General features: G+C 43.8%; 19 protein-coding genes. All 19 read left to right on the forward strand.

What is annotated here, in order from left to right:
• Positions 1 to 40 precede the first annotated feature (40 nt).
• The 19 genes from porW to DN53_RS08485 all read left to right on the forward strand — a co-directional run bounded on the left by porW (position 41) and on the right by DN53_RS08485 (position 17,262).
• Complete coding sequence (gene porW, locus DN53_RS08395) at positions 41 to 2,581, forward strand: type IX secretion system periplasmic lipoprotein PorW/SprE (protein WP_165357318.1); 2,541 nt, start codon at positions 41 to 43, stop codon at positions 2,579 to 2,581.
• A 21-nt stretch (positions 2,582 to 2,602) separates the two neighbouring features.
• On the forward strand, positions 2,603 to 3,034 hold the full coding sequence (locus DN53_RS08400; protein WP_129653934.1) for a bactofilin family protein: 432 nt from the start codon (positions 2,603 to 2,605) through the stop codon (positions 3,032 to 3,034).
• Entirely contained in the window at positions 3,012 to 3,248 is a 237-nt protein-coding gene (locus DN53_RS08405) for an AtpZ/AtpI family protein (protein WP_129653935.1), read from the forward strand. The genes DN53_RS08400 and DN53_RS08405 overlap by 23 nt, the downstream gene beginning before the upstream one ends.
• Positions 3,245 to 3,637, forward strand: coding sequence for a hypothetical protein (locus tag DN53_RS08410; RefSeq protein ID WP_129653936.1), 393 nt, complete (start codon positions 3,245 to 3,247; stop codon positions 3,635 to 3,637). The genes DN53_RS08405 and DN53_RS08410 overlap by 4 nt, the downstream gene beginning before the upstream one ends.
• 114 nt (positions 3,638 to 3,751) lie before the next feature.
• Complete coding sequence (gene atpB, locus DN53_RS08415; protein ID WP_129653937.1) at positions 3,752 to 4,891, forward strand: F0F1 ATP synthase subunit A; 1,140 nt, start codon at positions 3,752 to 3,754, stop codon at positions 4,889 to 4,891.
• Positions 4,892 to 4,922: 31 nt separating this feature from the next.
• Positions 4,923 to 5,114 carry an ATP synthase F0 subunit C gene (gene atpE / locus DN53_RS08420; protein WP_053970734.1) on the forward strand — a complete coding sequence of 64 codons (192 nt, stop codon included), beginning with the start codon at positions 4,923 to 4,925 and terminating at the stop codon, positions 5,112 to 5,114.
• Between the two features lie 90 nt (positions 5,115 to 5,204).
• Positions 5,205 to 5,705 carry a F0F1 ATP synthase subunit B gene (locus DN53_RS08425; RefSeq protein WP_129653938.1) on the forward strand — a complete coding sequence of 167 codons (501 nt, stop codon included), beginning with the start codon at positions 5,205 to 5,207 and terminating at the stop codon, positions 5,703 to 5,705.
• Positions 5,706 to 5,712: 7 nt separating this feature from the next.
• Positions 5,713 to 6,252: an ATP synthase F1 subunit delta gene (gene atpH, locus DN53_RS08430; RefSeq protein ID WP_129653939.1), complete on the forward strand. Its 540-nt coding sequence runs from the start codon at positions 5,713 to 5,715 to the stop codon at positions 6,250 to 6,252.
• 2 nt (positions 6,253 to 6,254) lie between these two features.
• Positions 6,255 to 7,835: a F0F1 ATP synthase subunit alpha gene (atpA, locus tag DN53_RS08435; protein WP_129653940.1), complete on the forward strand. Its 1,581-nt coding sequence runs from the start codon at positions 6,255 to 6,257 to the stop codon at positions 7,833 to 7,835.
• Positions 7,836 to 7,915: 80 nt separating this feature from the next.
• Entirely contained in the window at positions 7,916 to 8,773 is an 858-nt protein-coding gene (atpG, locus tag DN53_RS08440; protein ID WP_129653941.1) for an ATP synthase F1 subunit gamma, read from the forward strand.
• Between the two features lie 152 nt (positions 8,774 to 8,925).
• Positions 8,926 to 10,419, forward strand: a complete 1,494-nt coding sequence (locus tag DN53_RS08445; RefSeq protein WP_129653942.1) for a lipopolysaccharide biosynthesis protein — start codon at positions 8,926 to 8,928, stop codon at positions 10,417 to 10,419.
• Positions 10,385 to 10,819 (forward strand): dUTP diphosphatase, encoded by a 435-nt coding sequence (gene dut / locus DN53_RS08450; protein WP_129653943.1) that lies wholly within the window; start codon positions 10,385 to 10,387, stop codon positions 10,817 to 10,819. Before DN53_RS08445 ends, dut begins: the two co-directional genes overlap by 35 nt.
• Before the next feature lie 30 nt (positions 10,820 to 10,849).
• Positions 10,850 to 11,866 (forward strand): sugar phosphate nucleotidyltransferase, encoded by a 1,017-nt coding sequence (locus tag DN53_RS08455; protein ID WP_129653944.1) that lies wholly within the window; start codon positions 10,850 to 10,852, stop codon positions 11,864 to 11,866.
• A 60-nt stretch (positions 11,867 to 11,926) separates the two neighbouring features.
• Positions 11,927 to 12,829 carry a tetratricopeptide repeat protein gene (locus tag DN53_RS08460; RefSeq protein ID WP_129653945.1) on the forward strand — a complete coding sequence of 301 codons (903 nt, stop codon included), beginning with the start codon at positions 11,927 to 11,929 and terminating at the stop codon, positions 12,827 to 12,829.
• Positions 12,826 to 13,617, forward strand: coding sequence for a lipoprotein insertase outer membrane protein LolB1 (gene lolB1 / locus DN53_RS08465; protein ID WP_129653946.1), 792 nt, complete (start codon positions 12,826 to 12,828; stop codon positions 13,615 to 13,617). The genes DN53_RS08460 and lolB1 overlap by 4 nt, the downstream gene beginning before the upstream one ends.
• Before the next feature lies 1 nt (position 13,618).
• Complete coding sequence (locus DN53_RS08470; protein ID WP_129653947.1) at positions 13,619 to 14,845, forward strand: murein hydrolase activator EnvC family protein; 1,227 nt, start codon at positions 13,619 to 13,621, stop codon at positions 14,843 to 14,845.
• Between the two features lie 3 nt (positions 14,846 to 14,848).
• On the forward strand, positions 14,849 to 15,685 hold the full coding sequence (locus DN53_RS08475) for an aldo/keto reductase (protein WP_129653948.1): 837 nt from the start codon (positions 14,849 to 14,851) through the stop codon (positions 15,683 to 15,685).
• A 280-nt stretch (positions 15,686 to 15,965) separates the two neighbouring features.
• On the forward strand, positions 15,966 to 16,658 hold the full coding sequence (locus DN53_RS08480) for a hypothetical protein (RefSeq protein ID WP_129653949.1): 693 nt from the start codon (positions 15,966 to 15,968) through the stop codon (positions 16,656 to 16,658).
• Positions 16,642 to 17,262: a hypothetical protein gene (locus tag DN53_RS08485; RefSeq protein ID WP_129653950.1), complete on the forward strand. Its 621-nt coding sequence runs from the start codon at positions 16,642 to 16,644 to the stop codon at positions 17,260 to 17,262. The genes DN53_RS08480 and DN53_RS08485 overlap by 17 nt, the downstream gene beginning before the upstream one ends.
• Positions 17,263 to 17,334 lie beyond the last annotated feature (72 nt).

Below are 17,334 nucleotides of genomic sequence, written 5' to 3' on the forward strand. Positions count from 1 at the left end.
GTTTTTTTTCAGTTAAGGTTACACAAGATCATCGATAATTTTGAAGCTTCGACACATACTTTTCATCACCATAGTTTTGGCCGGGTTGATTTTTGAATCCTGTTCTACCCAAAAGGACAAGTTCATCAACCGAAACTGGCACGCACTCAATACCAAGTACAATACCCTGTACAATGGCAATATTGCCTTTGAACAAGGCCGCGAGGAACTCAATGAGAGCTATCGGGACGATTATTGGGAAATTCTTCCCGTGGAACGTTTGGAGGTGACCGATGAGATAAAACTCGATTCCGAGGACAACAACCCCAATTTCATCATTGCAGAGGAAAAGGCCACCAAGGCCATCCAAAAGCATAGCATGGACATTAAGGACCAAGAGCGCAATCCGCAAACGGATGAAGCCTTTTTGCTTTTGGGCAAGGCACGCTACTTTGATCAACGGTATATCCCTGCATTGGAATCTTTTAATTACATCCTCAGAAAATATGTGCAGAGCGATAAGTTGAATGAAGCCACTATTTGGAGGGAAAAGACCAACATGCGTTTGGACAATCCGGAAGTAGCGATAAAGAACCTTAAACGGTTGTTCAAGTACGAGTCGCTAAAAGATCAGGAATATGCCGATGCCAATGCTGTTTTGGCACAATGCTACATCAATTTGAATGCGCCGGATACCGCCATTCAAAAACTAAAGATAGCCCAAGCCTATACCAAAAAGAACCCGGAGAAAGGAAGGTATTTGTTTATCATTGGCCAGTTGTACGACCAATTGGGGCATAAAGACAGTGCCAATTACGCCTTCGACAAAGTGATTACATTGAATCGCAGGTCTCCGCGAGTGTACATGATCAACTCGCATCTGAAGAAAATCCAGAATACGGAACTTACCGATAGTAATAGGGAAGAGCTCCTAGAGTATCTCACCGAATTGGAGGAGAACCGTGAGAACCGCCCCTTTTTGGACAAAATTTATCGTGAAGTGGCCCAATTCCATTTGGCCAATGAATCGGATAGTTTGGCACTGGCGTATTACAACAAATCACTTAAGGCTACCCAAGGCGAACAGAAGCTCAATGCCCTTAACTACCAAAGCCTGGCCGATTATTATTTTGATGAGGATGCGTACAAAACCGCTGGAGCATATTATGATAGTACGTTGACCAATCTAAAAGAGAATACCCGACAGTTCAGGAACATTAAAAAGAAGCTGGACAATCTGGAAGATGTGATCAAGTACGAAGATATTGTGCAGCATACGGACAGCATCATTACGCTATACGAAATGCCGGAAACGGAGCGCAAAGCGTATTTTGAGGACTATATCGCCGAACTAAAGCGCAAAGCGGAAGCAGAGGAAGAGAAGAAACAGCAGCAAGCAGCTGCAGGTTTTGCCACTTTTGCCAAGAGCAAGGGAGGGAAGCAGAACCAGGGCAAGTTCTATTTTTATAATGTTACGAGCTTGGGGTATGGTAAAAACGATTTTAAGACCCGTTGGGGAGACCGGACTTTAGAGGACGATTGGCGCTGGAGCAATAAATCCCGGACTTTGGTATCTGAAGCTACGGGAGAACTGGTGGAGGGCAATGACGTATCCGGAGCAAACCTTACGGAAGACCAACGATATTCACCGGAGTATTATTTGGACCGCATTCCCACCGATGTTGGTGAGATTGATAGCCTTAGGACCGAAAGAAACTTTGCCAACTACCAATTGGGGCTTATTTATAAGGAAAAATTCAAGGACAACCTCTTAGCCGCGGCTAAATTGGAAAAGGTACTGGCCTCCAATCCAGAGGAGCGTTTGATCCTGCCTTCCAAATACAACCTGTTCAAGATTTATGAGGAGAGCGGCAGTCCCTTGGCCCAGAACATGAAACAGGACATCATTGCCAATCACCCAGACACCCGGTATGCAGAGATTCTGTTGAATCCGCAGGCCGTTCTGGAGGGAAGCACCGATAGTCCGGATGCACGCTACGCAGCACTTTTTAAATTATATCAGAAGCAAGAGTTCCTTCAAGTCATTACCCAGTCGGAGCGATATATCAACCAATTCACGGGAGATCCCATTGTACCCAAATTTGAAATGCTGAAAGCCAATGCCATTGGTCGTCTGCAAGGCTTTGAACCGTTTAAGGAAGCCCTGAACTATGTGGCGTTGACCTATCCCAACAATCCGGAAGGAAAGAAGGCCGAGGAAATGGTGGAGCAACAGCTTCCCAAATTGGAGAAAAAGGACTTTTCGCCGGAAACTGGGTCCAGCGGGGCAGGAAATTGGAAAGTGGTCTTTCCATTTAAGATAAGAGACGATGAAAAGGCAGTAAAGCTTCAGGAGAGGCTTATGGAAGCCATTAAGGAACTAAATTACAGGAATGCTATTTCCAAAGATATCTACACCCTTGAAGATGAGTTTGTTGTGGTTCATGGTTTCCGTTCCAGGGACTTTGCTTTGGGCTTCGCCGAACTCATAAAAAACAATAGGGACTACCGCATCAACGATGAGAATTTCGTAATTTTATCGGATAACTATAAAATTATACAAGTACATAAGAATTTAGAATCTTACAAAGCACAATTTTAAACCCCAAAACCCTAGAACACAATGTTTTCTGACAACAAAAAACCACGACCTATGAATGAATTTGGAGGACAGCCCAACAGAATTGAGAAGAACACAAAGATTAAAGGCGACATTACTTCTGAAGCCGATTTTAGAATCGACGGGAAACTGGAAGGCAATGTAAAAACCTCCGGTAAAGTTGTAATTGGCAAGGACGGTTACATCAATGGTAAAGTTGAGTGTGTCAATGCCGATATTGAAGGAAAGTTCAATGGAGAGCTTTCGGTAGCGGAACTACTTTCATTAAAGGCTTCCGCCATTATTGAAGGCACCGTGTCCGTGGCCAAATTGGCCGTGGAGCCAGGAGCTACCTTCAATGCGGCCTGTACCATGGGCAAAGGAGCTGCAAGTACGTCCGGATCGGCGCCAAAATTGCAGTCCACCAAGAGCAATGAGCCAGCAAAAGCTTCCTAATAAGAACAAGCAAAGAGACACCTTAAACAAGGCGGCCCGCTTGTCGGGGATGGCCATACAAATGGGTGCCATCATCTATTTGGCGGTCAAAGGAGGGAGATGGTTGGACACCCATTACGGGACCGAAAAGGTGTTCTTGCCCATATGTACCTTGTTTGGCGTAGCGGTTTCCATATATTTGGTGGTCCAGCAATTGAAAAGAATCAACAATTGAAGAATAGGTCTATTCCCATCATTTTTACAATAGGGTTGGTCGTTGGATCGATCCTTCTTTTTTTGGGCCATGCCAAGTTGCAGATCTTGTATGGTTATGAACCCTATGGGAACCAGTTGATAAAAAGCTATTTGTTGAATTCCATATTGGCCTGTCTCATTTTTTTTGCCATTTATTTTTACCGAAACAAGTATCGCGATTATCTAGGGTTCTTTTTTTTGATAGGGAGCCTTTTAAAATTCGGTGTTTTCTTCGTGGCGTTCTATTCCGGATATAAGGCAGATGGTGTTTTGGAACGCGCAGAGTTCCTTGCTTTTTTTGTCCCGTACCTCTATTCCCTGACCTTGGAAACCCTCTTTTTGGGCAAACTGCTTAATTCTGTGAGATAAAGCCCAAAAAATCAACAAAAAAATCAATACTGTAAATAATACTGTAAAAGCTTTTTTCTTTTGAATGAGCAATGTATTTTTGCACCGATTTTTGAGGACCCATAGTTGCATCATATGCGATATTCGTTATTAAGTAAAAAATTGACCGCCGTGGTTTTTATGGCCGCGGGGATTTTATCGGCCCAAGATCATGGGGCACAGGAAGTTGAAACCGGAGCCCATGATTTGAAGACCGAAATCAAGGAATACATTGACCACCACCTTCTGGATTCCCATGACTTTACACTGTATTCCTATACCACGGATGCAGGGGAGCACGAATACATTGGTTTTCCATTGCCAGTGATTTTGTGGGACAATGGCCTCAAGGTTTTTTCCTCCGCCAAACTAAAGCATGGCGAGGGCGTTGCCGAAGTGGATGGCAACTACTACACCTTGTATCACAATAAAATTTACAGGACAGATGCGGAAGGCACCATCAACTTTGGTGCGCATCATGAAGAGGAAACCCATGAAGAGGATGCTTTTGGTGAAAATTTGGTAGTGGATGATGCCCATCCTACCAATGTAAAGCCGTTGGATTTTTCCATAACCAAGAACGTGGTCTTCATCATGTTGGTCGGTTTGTTGATGTTCTTCATGTTCCGTGGCGTTGCCAATAATTACAAAAAGAACAGCCTGCCCAAAGGAATGGGAAGGGTGTTGGAGCCTTTGGTGCTTTTTGTCCGGGATGAAATTGCCATCCCGAACATTGGTGAGCACAAATACAAAAGGTACATGAGCTATTTGCTTACCGTTTTCTTTTTCGTGTGGATCATCAACTTGTTGGGACTTACGCCCCTTGGTGTAAACGTGACCAACAATATTGCGGTGACCTTTGCCTTGGCGTTGATCACCTATTTGATTACTACATTCTCAGGGAACAAAAACTACTGGAAACACATTTTCTGGATGCCGGGCGTGCCTGCTCCCATGAAAATTATATTGGCACCGATAGAATTGTTGGGAACCTTCATCAAGCCATTTTCGTTGATGATTCGTTTGTACGCCAACATTACTGCGGGTCACGTAGTATTGATGAGTATCATAGGACTTATGTTCATTTTTAAGAACTGGATAGGAAGTCCATTATCGTTTGTATTGGCATTCGCACTTTCCTTGTTGGAATTGTTGGTTGCCGCATTGCAAGCCTATATTTTCACCATGTTGTCGGCCCTTTATTTTGGAATGGCAGTGGAAGAAGATCACCATTAAGAAGAACGTTTAATATTTAAATTCATATATCATGACAATTCCAAACATCGTAGGTGCTGGTTTGATCGTAATCGGAGCAGGATTGGGTATCGGTAGAATCGGTGGTCAGGCAATGGAAGCCATTGCTCGTCAACCTGAAGCTTCTGGTAAGATCCAAACTGCTATGTTGATCGCAGCAGCCCTTATTGAAGGTATCGGTTTCGCCGCTCTTTTTGCAGCCTAATAACCGTAACAGTATTGATGAAGGCCATAGCGGTTGGCTATGGCCCTTCATTGATTTAAATGATATAGTAAAGATTTAATAGTAAGATACATGGATAAGTTAATCGAACAGTTTTCCTTCGGATTGTTTTTCTGGCAGTTGTTGCTCTTCGTGGGCCTATTGTTGTTGTTGAGAAAATATGCCTGGAAACCCATTCTAGGTGCGGTTGAGAAAAGGGAAGAAGGAATCAAGGATGCCCTTGAAGCTGCCGAGGCTGCCAAAAAGGAAATGCAGAATGTTACTGCAGACAGTGAAAAGCTGTTGAAAGAAGCCAAAGCCGAAAGAGATGTGTTGTTGAAGGAGGCTAGGGAAATCAAGGAAAGCATCATTTCCGAAGCGAAGGAACAGGCCCAGGTTGAAGGTGACAAGATGATCAAGCAAGCACAAGCTGCCATTGAAGCGGAGAAAAAAGCGGCAGTGGCCGACATCAAGTCCCAAGTGGCCAACCTTTCCGTTGAAATCGCGGAAAAAATCATCAAAGAAGAGTTGTCCGACAACAAGAAACAACAGAAGTTGGTCGAGGACATGTTGGGTGATATCAAACTGAACTAATTAGAGCATGAACCAAAACAGGGCAGCCATACGCTACGCAAAAGCAACCTTGGACTACGCAGTCGAAAAGAAAGCGGCAGATGCCGTGGAGAAAGACATGCGTGACATTGCTGCAACGATATCTGAAAACGGGGAGCTCCAAAGTGTTTTGGAAAGCCCTATCGTAAAATCAGAGCTCAAGAAAAGTGCATTGCTGGAAATTTTCAAGGATGCCAACGAAATCTCCAAAGGACTTATCCAGACCTTGGTAGACAACAAAAGGATTGCAATGCTACAGGAAGTGGCCTATAAATACATCATCCTTCATGAAAAAATGAAGGGAGAGGAAGTGGCCTATGTAACTACTGCGGTTCCTTTGACAGCCGATTTGGAAAAGAAAATCTTGGCTGAAGTGAAAAAAGCTACAGGCAACAAGGTCACCATTGAAAACAAGGTGGATGAAGCCATCATTGGTGGATTTGTGCTTAGGGTTGGCGATACCCAATACGATGCGAGCATTGCCAACAAATTGAACGGATTAAAAAGAGAATTTACAAATAGTCTATAAAAATGGCAGGAGTAAAAGCCGCTGAGGTCTCAGCAATTTTGAAAAAACAATTATCAGGTTTTGAAGCAGGCGCTTCGTTGAACGAAGTAGGTACCGTGCTACAAGTAGGTGACGGTATTGCCCGTGTCTATGGACTTTCCAATGCCCAGTATGGGGAGTTGGTGGAGTTTGATGGCGGTATGCAAGGTATCGTATTGAACCTGGAAGAAGACAACGTTGGTGTGGTATTGTTGGGCCCATCCAAAGAGATTGTGGAAGGTGCCACTGTAAAAAGAACAGAGCGTATCGCATCCATCAATGTTGGTGAAGGAATTGTTGGTCGTGTCATTGACACCTTGGGAGCCCCAATCGATGGTAAGGGACCTATTGCTGGGGAAACCTATGAAATGCCCTTGGAGCGTAAAGCCCCCGGTGTAATTTTTAGACAACCTGTAAACGAGCCGCTACAGACCGGTATCAAGGCTATCGATGCCATGATTCCTGTAGGTCGTGGACAGAGGGAGTTGGTAATTGGTGACAAGCAAACAGGGAAGACCACCGTTTGTATCGATACCATCCTCAACCAAAAAGAATTTTACGATGCCGGTGAGCCGGTATACTGTATTTACGTTGCCGTAGGTCAGAAAGCATCTACCGTTGCAGCCATCGCCAAAACTTTGGAAGACAAAGGAGCCTTGGCGTATACCACTATCGTTGCGGCCAATGCATCTGACCCTGCCCCAATGCAGGTATATGCCCCTTTCGCTGGCGCTGCCATTGGAGAATATTTTAGGGATACTGGACGCCCTGCTTTGATTATCTATGATGATTTGTCAAAACAGGCCGTTGCATATCGTGAGGTATCCTTGTTGTTGCGTAGACCTCCAGGACGTGAAGCATACCCTGGTGACGTTTTCTATTTGCACTCAAGATTGTTGGAGCGTGCCGCAAAGGTGATTGCCGATGATGAGATCGCAAAGAACATGAACGACCTACCCGATTCGTTGAAACCGATTGTAAAAGGGGGTGGTTCATTGACAGCACTTCCTATTATTGAAACTCAGGCAGGTGACGTTTCCGCCTATATCCCAACCAACGTAATTTCCATTACCGATGGTCAGATATTCTTGGAGCAAGACTTGTTCAACCAAGGGGTACGTCCTGCGATCAACGTAGGTATCTCGGTATCTCGTGTGGGTGGTTCCGCGCAGATCAAATCCATGAAGAAAGTAGCAGGTACCTTGAAATTGGACCAGGCCCAGTTCCGTGAATTGGAAGCCTTTGCCAAGTTTGGTTCCGATTTGGATGCCGCTACCTTGAACGTAATCGAAAAAGGACGTAGAAACGTGGAGATCTTGAAACAAGGTCAGAACGATCCCTTTACCGTGGAAGATCAGGTAGCTATCATCTTCGCAGGTTCCAAAAACTTGTTGAGGGATGTTCCTGTTGATAAGGTAAAAGAGTTTGAAAAGGACTTCTTGGAGTTTTTGAACGCCAAGCACAGAAATGTTTTGGATGCCCTTAAAGCCGGTAAATTGACCGATGAGGTAACCGAAACCTTGACAGCGGTTTGTAAAGACCTTTCAAGTAAGTATAAAAATTAGTCCAAAGTATTCAGTAGTTAGTATTGGGTTCGTAAAAGCACTCAATACCCAATACTGGAATCTCAATACTAAACAATAGTATGGCGAATCTAAAGGAAATACGGAACAGGATATCATCCATTTCATCAACGATGCAGATTACCAGTGCCATGAAAATGGTTTCTGCTGCCAAGTTGAAGAAAGCCCAGGATGCCATTACCGCAATGCGTCCCTATGCCGATAAGCTTACGGAGCTCCTTCAAGGACTCAGTGCCAGTTTGGAAGGTGACGGTGGAAGCAAATTCGCGGAAAGCAGGCCCGTAAACAAAGTTTTGTTGGTGTCCATTACGTCCAACAGAGGTCTTTGTGGTGCCTTCAATTCCAACATCATCAAACAGAGCAATAATTTGGTGGCCGACAAATATGCGGGCAAGCAGGTGGACTTTGTTACGATAGGAAAAAAAGGGAACGACATCCTTGGGAAGAAGAACACTATTGTGGCCAACCACAGTGATGTCTATGACGATTTGACCTTTGACAATGTTGCTGCCATTGCTGATTTCTTGATGGACCAGTTTGCTTCGGGCAGTTATGATAAGATAGAATTGGTATACAACAAGTTCAAGAACGCGGCCACACAGATTGTCATGACCGAACAGTTCTTGCCCATTTCTGTTGAAGGAGACGCTCCTGTGGCTTCAGATTACATTTTTGAGCCATCCAAAGCGGAGATTGTGGAACAACTGATTCCAAAATCCTTGAAGACACAACTGTACAAGGCCATTCGTGATTCCTTTGCCAGTGAGCACGGTGCCCGTATGACAGCCATGCACAAAGCGACCGACAATGCCGGCGAGTTGAAGAACGAACTCACCCTTACGTACAACAAAGCACGTCAGGCGGCCATTACCAACGAAATTCTTGAGATTGTTGGTGGTGCGGAGGCATTGAACAATTAAGCCGAAGCTTTGAACAACTAGACTTTATAAGAATTATATATAAAAAGGCCGCTTTAAGCGGCCTTTTTTGTTTGGTCAATTTTGGCACCAGTGGACTAAAGGGTTTTGTGTAACTTGTGACTTTATTTAAAAGGTTTTAAAGAACACACCTATTGAACCCGTTAAAAAGGCTTTTTAAGCAGACTTTTATCTACGGCCTCGCCACAGTTTTGCCGAGGGTTATTTCCTTTCTACTGCTTCCCCTGTATACCTCAGTCTTTGAAAATGCATCAGGCTATGGGCAATACACCAATATCTATGCTTGGATTGCCATTTTCAATGTGTTTTTGGCCTATGGGATGGAGACGGCTTTTTTTCGGTTTTATCATAAGAATGAGAATAAGGAAAAGGTGGTTTCCACCTCACTTATCTCCCTGTTGGGGTCATCGCTGCTGTTTTTGATTTTGGCCCTGTCCGTAAAACAATGGCTGTCCGGGGTAACCAACATCAATCCGGATTATATAAAGTTCACCGCCTTTATTCTAGTTTTGGATGCTTTGGTCATAATTCCTTTTGCCCTGTTGAGGGCGCAGGAAAAACCCATGCGGTATGCTGTGTTGAAAACCATCAACGTAGCCATCAACTTGGCCTTCAATGTTTTTTTTCTGCTCATTTTGCCCCAAATGGCCCAAGAAGTGGAAAGTGGTTTCTTCCATTCCATTTACAAAACAGATTGGGAAATCCATTATGTACTGATCTCAAATGTCATTGCCAGCGGTATTACCCTATTGATCTTACTGCCCACTTATATAAAAGTTCCATACACCTTTGATTCAGTGCTTTGGAAACAGATGCTCAAATATGCAGGACCGGTAATGTTGGCCGGGGTGGCTTTTACTATCAATGAGGTCTTTGATAAGATTTTGCTGACCGAAATGTTGCCCCAGGATATCGCCGAGGCCGAAGTGGGAAAGTATAGCGCATGTTATAAATTGGCCTTGTTCATGACCTTGTTCGGAACGGCATTCCGGATGGGGGTGGAACCTTTTTTCTTCAGTCATGCCAAATCGGAAAAGCCACAAAAAACCTATGCCCAGATTACGAATTACTTTGTAATCTTGGGGAGTATCATCCTACTTGGGGTGGTGGTCTATGTGGATGTATTGGCCAAAATTCTGTTGGGGAATGCCATATATCGGGAAGCGCTAAATGTGGTGCCCATAATCCTTTTGGGAAGTTTTTGCTTGGGCATTTACCACAACCTTTCCGTTTGGTACAAAGTCACGGACCAGACCAAGTTTGGGGCCTATATCTCCTCCATAGGAGCCTTGATCACACTAATCATCAATGTTGCATTGATTCCAAAAATGGGATATATGGCATCCGCTTTGGCTACGTTGGCCGCGTATGGGAGTATGATGCTCCTGTCCTATTTCTTTGGCAGGAAATACTATCCGGTACCGTATAATATGCGAAAGATAATCTTCTATCTTTTGGTTTCGCTGCTGTTTTCCGTTCTCTCCTTCTATGTTTTTAATAGAAATTTAATAGCCGGCAGCCTTCTTCTTTTGTTATTTTTGATGCTGATTTATAGAATGGAAGGAGATAATCTAAGAAGCATATTTTTAAAGCGTGAAAATAAAAGTAATCAACAAGTCAAGTCATAAGCTGCCCCATTACGAAACATTGGCCTCCGCAGGGATGGACCTAAGGGCAAATTTGGAAAACCCAATCACATTGAAACCTTTGGAAAGGGCCATTGTGCCCACGGGGATCTTTATGGAGCTCCCCGTTGGTTATGAAGCCCAAGTAAGGCCCCGAAGTGGTTTGGCGGCCAAAAAAGGGATATCTGTCCTAAATGCCCCGGGAACCATTGATGCGGATTACCGTGGGGAAGTGGGGGTGATTTTGGTGAATCTGTCCTCTGAAGCATTTGTTGTTGAAAATGGTGAACGGATTGCCCAAATGGTATTGGCAAAGCATGAACGTGCTGAATGGGAAGAAGTGGATTCCCTTTCGGAAACCGATAGGGGCGCAGGCGGCTTCGGAAGCACAGGCACAAAATAAAATAAACACGAACAACCTTATACAAAAAGCATGAAGATTATTGTCCCTATGGCGGGAAGAGGTTCCCGATTGAGACCTCACACATTGACCGTTCCAAAACCATTGATACCAGTGGCAGGCAAGCCCATAGTACATCGTTTGGTAAGTGATATTGCCAAAGTACTGGGAGAACCTATTGAGGAAGTTGCCTTTATTTTGGGCGATCCAGCCTTTTTTGGGGACGATGTGGTTGAGAGTTTGATGGAACTGGCCAAAGAATTGGGAGCCAAAGGATCTATTTACCGACAGGATGAACCCTTAGGGACCGGACACGCCATTATGAGTGCCAAGGAATCCTTGAGTGGTCCTGCTGTTATTGCGTATGCGGATACCCTTATCCGAGCCAATTTTGATTTGGACAAGTCGGCGGACAGCGTTATCTGGGTGAAACAAGTGGAGCGTCCTGAAGCTTTTGGCGTGGTTAAATTGAGTAAGGACAACCACATTGTGGAATTGGTGGAGAAACCCCAAGAGTTTGTATCCGATTTAGCGGTGATAGGCATCTATTATTTCAAGGATGTTGGCGTGCTCAAGAACGAACTGCAGCATGTGCTGGACAATGACATCACCAATGGTGGTGAATACCAAATCAATGATGGCATCAAACGCATGATGGAAAAAGGCATGAAATTTGTGCCAGGTCAAGTGGATGAATGGATGGATTGTGGCAACAAAAATGTAACCGTAGAGACCAATCAGCGTATGTTGGGCTTCTTGGAAAAAGACGGGGAAAATTTAATAGCCGATTCAGTGAAAACTGAGAATGCAAATATTATAGAGCCTTGCTTTATTGGTGAAAATGTAGTGCTCAAAAACACTACTGTAGGTCCATTTGTGTCGGTTGGGGCAAATACAGTTTTGGAAAATTCAACCATTAAGAACAGTCTCATTCAGAACAATACCAAAATATCCAATGCCAATTTGGACAATGCCATGATTGGCAATCATGTGGTTTTTAATGGTAACTTTGAGGCAATAAGTATAGGGGACTATTCCGTTTTGGAATAAAGACTTTTTTTGATTTTCGATGGGGACTGGATAGTTATGGATAAAACAGCTCTTTTATGGATGTGTTTGGCAGTGTCCACGATGACATGGAGCACAGGCCATGCCCAAGAAGAGCAAGAAAGTTCCGAAGTCTATTTGGAGGAATACACCGATGAGTTCCAAGAAAACTTTTTTGAGGCCCTCAAACAAAAAGGGATTCAGAATTATGACAGGGCCGTTGATCTGTTCCTAAAGTGCAAGCAATTGGACCCTTCAAACAGTGTGGTGGATTACGAGTTGGCCAAAGCGTATGTGTTGGACAAACAATACATACTGGCCCAGGAATATGCCATTAAGGCCTTGAATGCAGAACCTACGGACTTTTGGTATTTGGACAATCTGCTAAGTGTTTTGGAAAAACAAGGAGTTCCATGGGATGCCATAAAGGAGCAAATCCCATATTCCAATGGACAATTAAAACAGAATCTGGCCTTGGGGTATTTCAAAAAGCAGAAGTATTTGGATGCCCTTAACGTGCTTAAGGAGCTTGGAGATTCAAATTTTGCCATGGAACTAACCTCCAAAATCAAGGATTCTTTGGAGCACGGGAAAAAGTCAGCCAGGGTAGTGGTGACCAAGGAGGAACCTCAAACAAATGAGGAGGATCCCATTGCCGAATACAGGGATCAAATAGATGATTTGTTGGTAGGATCCAACTATCGGGAAGCCTTGGCCATATCTAAAGAAGCATTGGATACCTATCCATTGCAGCCGTATTTTTATTATGCTTATGGGGCTGCACTGAACAACACATCCAACGCTAACAAGGCCATTGAAGTCTTGGAAAGCGGATTGGATTATTTGTTGGACGAAACGGATCCTTTGGCAAACCTTTTGTATAAAGAATTGTCGAAGGCGTATACCAACATAGGAAACACCTCAAAGGCAAATGAATATTTGAACAAGATTAAATCCGGACTATGAGGACTCAAATAAGGAACATATTTACGAACAGGGCGGTAATCTTACTGTTGTCTATGTCAGTGTTTGGGGCTTCTTGTAAAGGCACCAAGTCGGTTACGGGAGGCGAAGTGGATTCCCGTATGTCTGCAAAAAACATCATTGATAACCATTATAGCCATCAACCCAAGTTCAAAACCTTGAGCGGAAGGGTCAAGATAGATTACTCCGACGGGGATGGAAGCCAAGGAGTAAATGTGAGTCTGCGGATGGAAAAGGACAAGGTGATTTGGATGAGTGCTCCTTTGGGGGTGGTCAAGGCCCATATCACGCCAGAGAAAGTGTCTTTTTACAACAAGTTGGACAACGAGTACTTTGAAGGCGATTTCAGTTATTTAAGTGATCTATTGGGAACCGACTTGGACTTTGACAAAGTTCAGAACCTTTTGTTGGGCAGTTCGGTTTTGGATTTAAGGAAGGAAAAGTTCACCTCTTCCGTAAGCGGGGAGAACTATGAGTTGAAACCCAGAAAGGCAAGGGAGCTGTTCAAGATATTGTTGCAATTGGAACCCAAAAACTTTAAGATTGCTACTCAGGAAATATCCCAACCCGAGAAATCAAGACAGTTACAGATAAAATATACCTATCAGGATATTTCTGGAAATGTGTTGCCCGAGGACATTAAGATCGTGGCGGCCGAGGCAAAGGACAAAACAACCATAGATTTGAATTTTAGGAATCTGGAATTGAACAAACCCATGAATTTCCCATACAAAGTTCCTAAGGGATTTGATAAAATCACATTAAAGTAATATGAGAGGTAAAATTTCATATTGCATTTGTTTTCTGGTTTTTACCATTTTTTTTGTTGCTCCAACAGTGGCACAGACCAGCGAGCAAAAGGCTTTGGAGGCCAAACGGGAACGGCTTCAACAGGAAATCAAGGAAATCAACCGATTACTCTTCGCTGAACGCAAGGAAAAGGGAACCATTTTGGACCAGATGGAGGCCTTGGACAATAAGATCAATGTGCGCCAAGAACTGATCAGGGTCACCAATCAGCAATCCAATTTGCTCAATAGGCAGATCAATGTCAACATAAGGAACATTAGCAAGCTTCGGGAAGATCTTAAAGTATTGAAAGAAGATTACGCCCAGCTGATTCAAAAGACGTATCAGAACAAATCCCAGAACAATCGATTGATGTTTTTGTTGAGTGCCGAGAATTTTTTTCAGGCGTTTAAAAGATTGCAGTACATGCAGCAATATGCAAAGCATCGAAAGAAACAGGGGGAAGGGATCATCCAAAAAACAGAGGAATTGGCCCAACTCAACCAAGATTTGGTGGTACAGCGTAAAGAAAAGGAGCAACTCTTGGCGGAGAATACCAAGGCCAAGAATGAACTTTCCCGCGAAGTGGAGTCCCAAAGAGACCTTTTAAGAAGCGTTCGCCAGAATGAGGCCAAGTATACCGCTGCTATTGCCGAAAAGCAAAAGGAGGCCCGTAGAATCGATCGTGAGATTGAAAGAATGATTCGCAGTGCCATAGCCAGTTCCAATAAGAGCTCTGGAAAATCTACCAGTACCACAAAGTTTGCGCTGACCCCGGAAGCCAAGTTGTTGGCCGATAACTTTTCATCAAATAAGGGGCGGCTCATCTGGCCGGTGGAGAAAGGGATAAAAAGTCAGGGATATGGCGTTTACGCGGACAAAATCTATCCCGGAATAAAACACCAGAACAATGGCGTTACCATTACCACGGATAAAGGAAGCCAGGCGCGGGCCATTTTTGAGGGCGAGGTCATCGCCATTATCTCGGTACCCGGAGGAGGAAAGGGAGTTACAGTCAAACACGGAAACTATATCAGCACCTACTACAACCTTTCCACATTATATGTGAAGAAAGGCGACAAAGTGGCCGCCAAAGAAGCCTTGGGCGAAATTTATACCAATCGGTTGGACGGCTCCACAAAATTGAAGTTTTATTTGTTTCAGGATTCCAATCGACTCAACCCCGAGGATTGGATATATCAGCTATAACACATGGAAAAAATCACAGATTTACAAGGGACTTTTACATTGCATAACGAAGTCCAAATGCCCTATTTTGGGTTGGGAGTCTATCTCTCCAAAGACGGCACTGAAGTCATCAACGCGGTAAGAGATGCCTTGGACCATGGCTATCGACATATAGATACCGCTGCCATCTATGACAATGAAGAAGGTGTGGGTATCGGTATCAAAGAAAGCAGAATCCCTCGAAGGGATGTGTTTTTGGTGAGCAAGGTGTGGAATACCGATCAAGGCTACGATAGCACACTCAAAGCTTTTGAAGCCAGTCTACAACGGTTGGACACCGATTATCTGGATCTATACCTGATTCATTGGCCCAAGGGAGAACTATCCAAGGAAACCTGGAAAGCCCTTGAGCGACTCTACAGGGAAAAGCGCATACGGGCTATAGGCGTAAGCAACTTTTTACAGTACCATTTGGAGGATTTGTTGACCTCGGCCGAGATTGTCCCCATGGTCAACCAAATGGAATTCCATCCGTATTTGGTGCAGCAGGATTTGGTGGATTTCTGTCGTGCCAAGGGCATCCAGTACGAAGCCTGGTCGCCCATGATGCAAGGCAACATCTTCGACCTTGAGATTATGAAAGCGCTGGCCTCCAAGTACAACAAGACCGTTGCGCAGATCGTGCTGCGTTGGGACCTTCAAAAAGGCGTGGTCACCATCCCAAAATCTTCTAAAAAAGAGCGGATCATCTCCAATGCCGCTATTTTCGACTTTGAACTCAGCCCGGAAGATATGCAAAGGTTGGATGCCTTGGATCGGGGCAAACGTTTTGGTCCGGACCCGGATAATTTTGACTTTTAGGCAGATTGCCATACGGAAGAAGTGTCGGTAGGGTGCTGATTTTAAGCATTATCCCTCATCCGTCAACTCAAACCCTGTATCCGTCAATTCAGGGGGTGTACATTGGACCTAAACTGTGAAATTGTCTCTCAATACTTAAAATTTTGAGAGATATGAGAAAATTAAAGTGTAGGGTATCTGTCTTAATGATGTTTGTAGACCGCATCAATTCATTAAACCCTTCTTGTTCAGGTTCTCTATAGGAGATTTTAATCTCTCAAACCAAACATGTTCCATACAGATGTCCAAGATTCGAATTTTATTCATGTTGATGCTCTTCTCGTCCTGCCAATTGGAATATGAGGACAACAGAAGGCTTTTGATTAGTGGCAAGGTTGTAGGTTTTGAAAACGAGGAACTTCCTGCCTTTCCAATTGAAGCCTATGCTTCAGTATATGCGGATACCGATTTAATAGGCACAGACCAATCCAATGCCAAAGGGAATTACGCGATCACGACCATTTCAGCCAAGAATTCCCAGAATATTTCGGTATACATCAATAAAGAAGGAACCTATGGCTACCAAGGAGATAGACCTTCCATTACTTTACAGGGGGTTAATTTCTTGATAATGGAAGACTCAAAATATACTATTCCCAATAGGGTTCGAATGGGAAGATTGAAAGAAGTGCAAGTCAAGATTCATAGGGTAACAAACCAGATGGATAGGCTTGAGTATAAGATTTTGTATAACGCCAAGATGAAGGAAATCAGTTTTGAGCCGGGGGCTGAACAAGAAGGTGAAAGGTGGCAATGTAGCAAGTATGGAGAGCTTTTTTTAGAAGATTCCTTTGAAGAACAGACCATTTATGTCCCAGAAGGGGATTCCATAGCACTTCAATATAAACTGGTCAATGATGACCTGGTCAAAAAACAACAGACCATAGTATTACCCTATAATAAAACAGAAAATGCATATGAGTTTGAATTTTAGAAAAGGGATTTTATGGGGGGTTTGCTGTTTGGCACTGCCGTTTCTTTATGGACAGGAGCAAGATGAAACCTTGGAGAGTGCCATTTTTGGAGAAATAGGGGTCTGTTATGTTGTTCCCTTTGCGCATGGTAACAATTTCCTTTCAGAAGGGTATGGTTTGGGAAATGGATTTACTATTGATGCATTTGTGGTGATGGGCAGCAATTGGTTTGTTGGGGGTCAAGGGAGTCATTTTAAAGGAGAGGTCACCAATGTAGCAGCCGTTGGGGCCATTGACAAGAGTGGAATTACACATCTCCATGTCATGGGCGGGTATTCGTTCATAAATACGGGTGCCAATCGCATATTTCTTGAAATGGCCATGGGCATAGGGCATGCCAACTATAGACATATAAAAGAATTCAAAAGATTCAGGGATGATGGCTTTTCACTTGCGACCACGCTTTCATCATCATACAGAATCACCAAAAGTATTGGGGTATATCTAAAATTGGACAGCTATTGGGATTTCTTGGAAGTGACAACTGCGCCCGAACTTGAAAATTTTTTTGGGAGGACACAAACTTTTGCACCCTCCATAGGGATAAAATTGTATACGTTTTAATCTTGAAGAAAGGGCGCTTTAGGCTCCGTAGATCTGCCACTACAAAATTGTACCCTGTGGCAAACACTCCCA

The sequence above is a fragment of the Flagellimonas olearia genome (assembly GCF_004150225.1).
Classification (GTDB): domain Bacteria; phylum Bacteroidota; class Bacteroidia; order Flavobacteriales; family Flavobacteriaceae; genus Flagellimonas; species Flagellimonas olearia.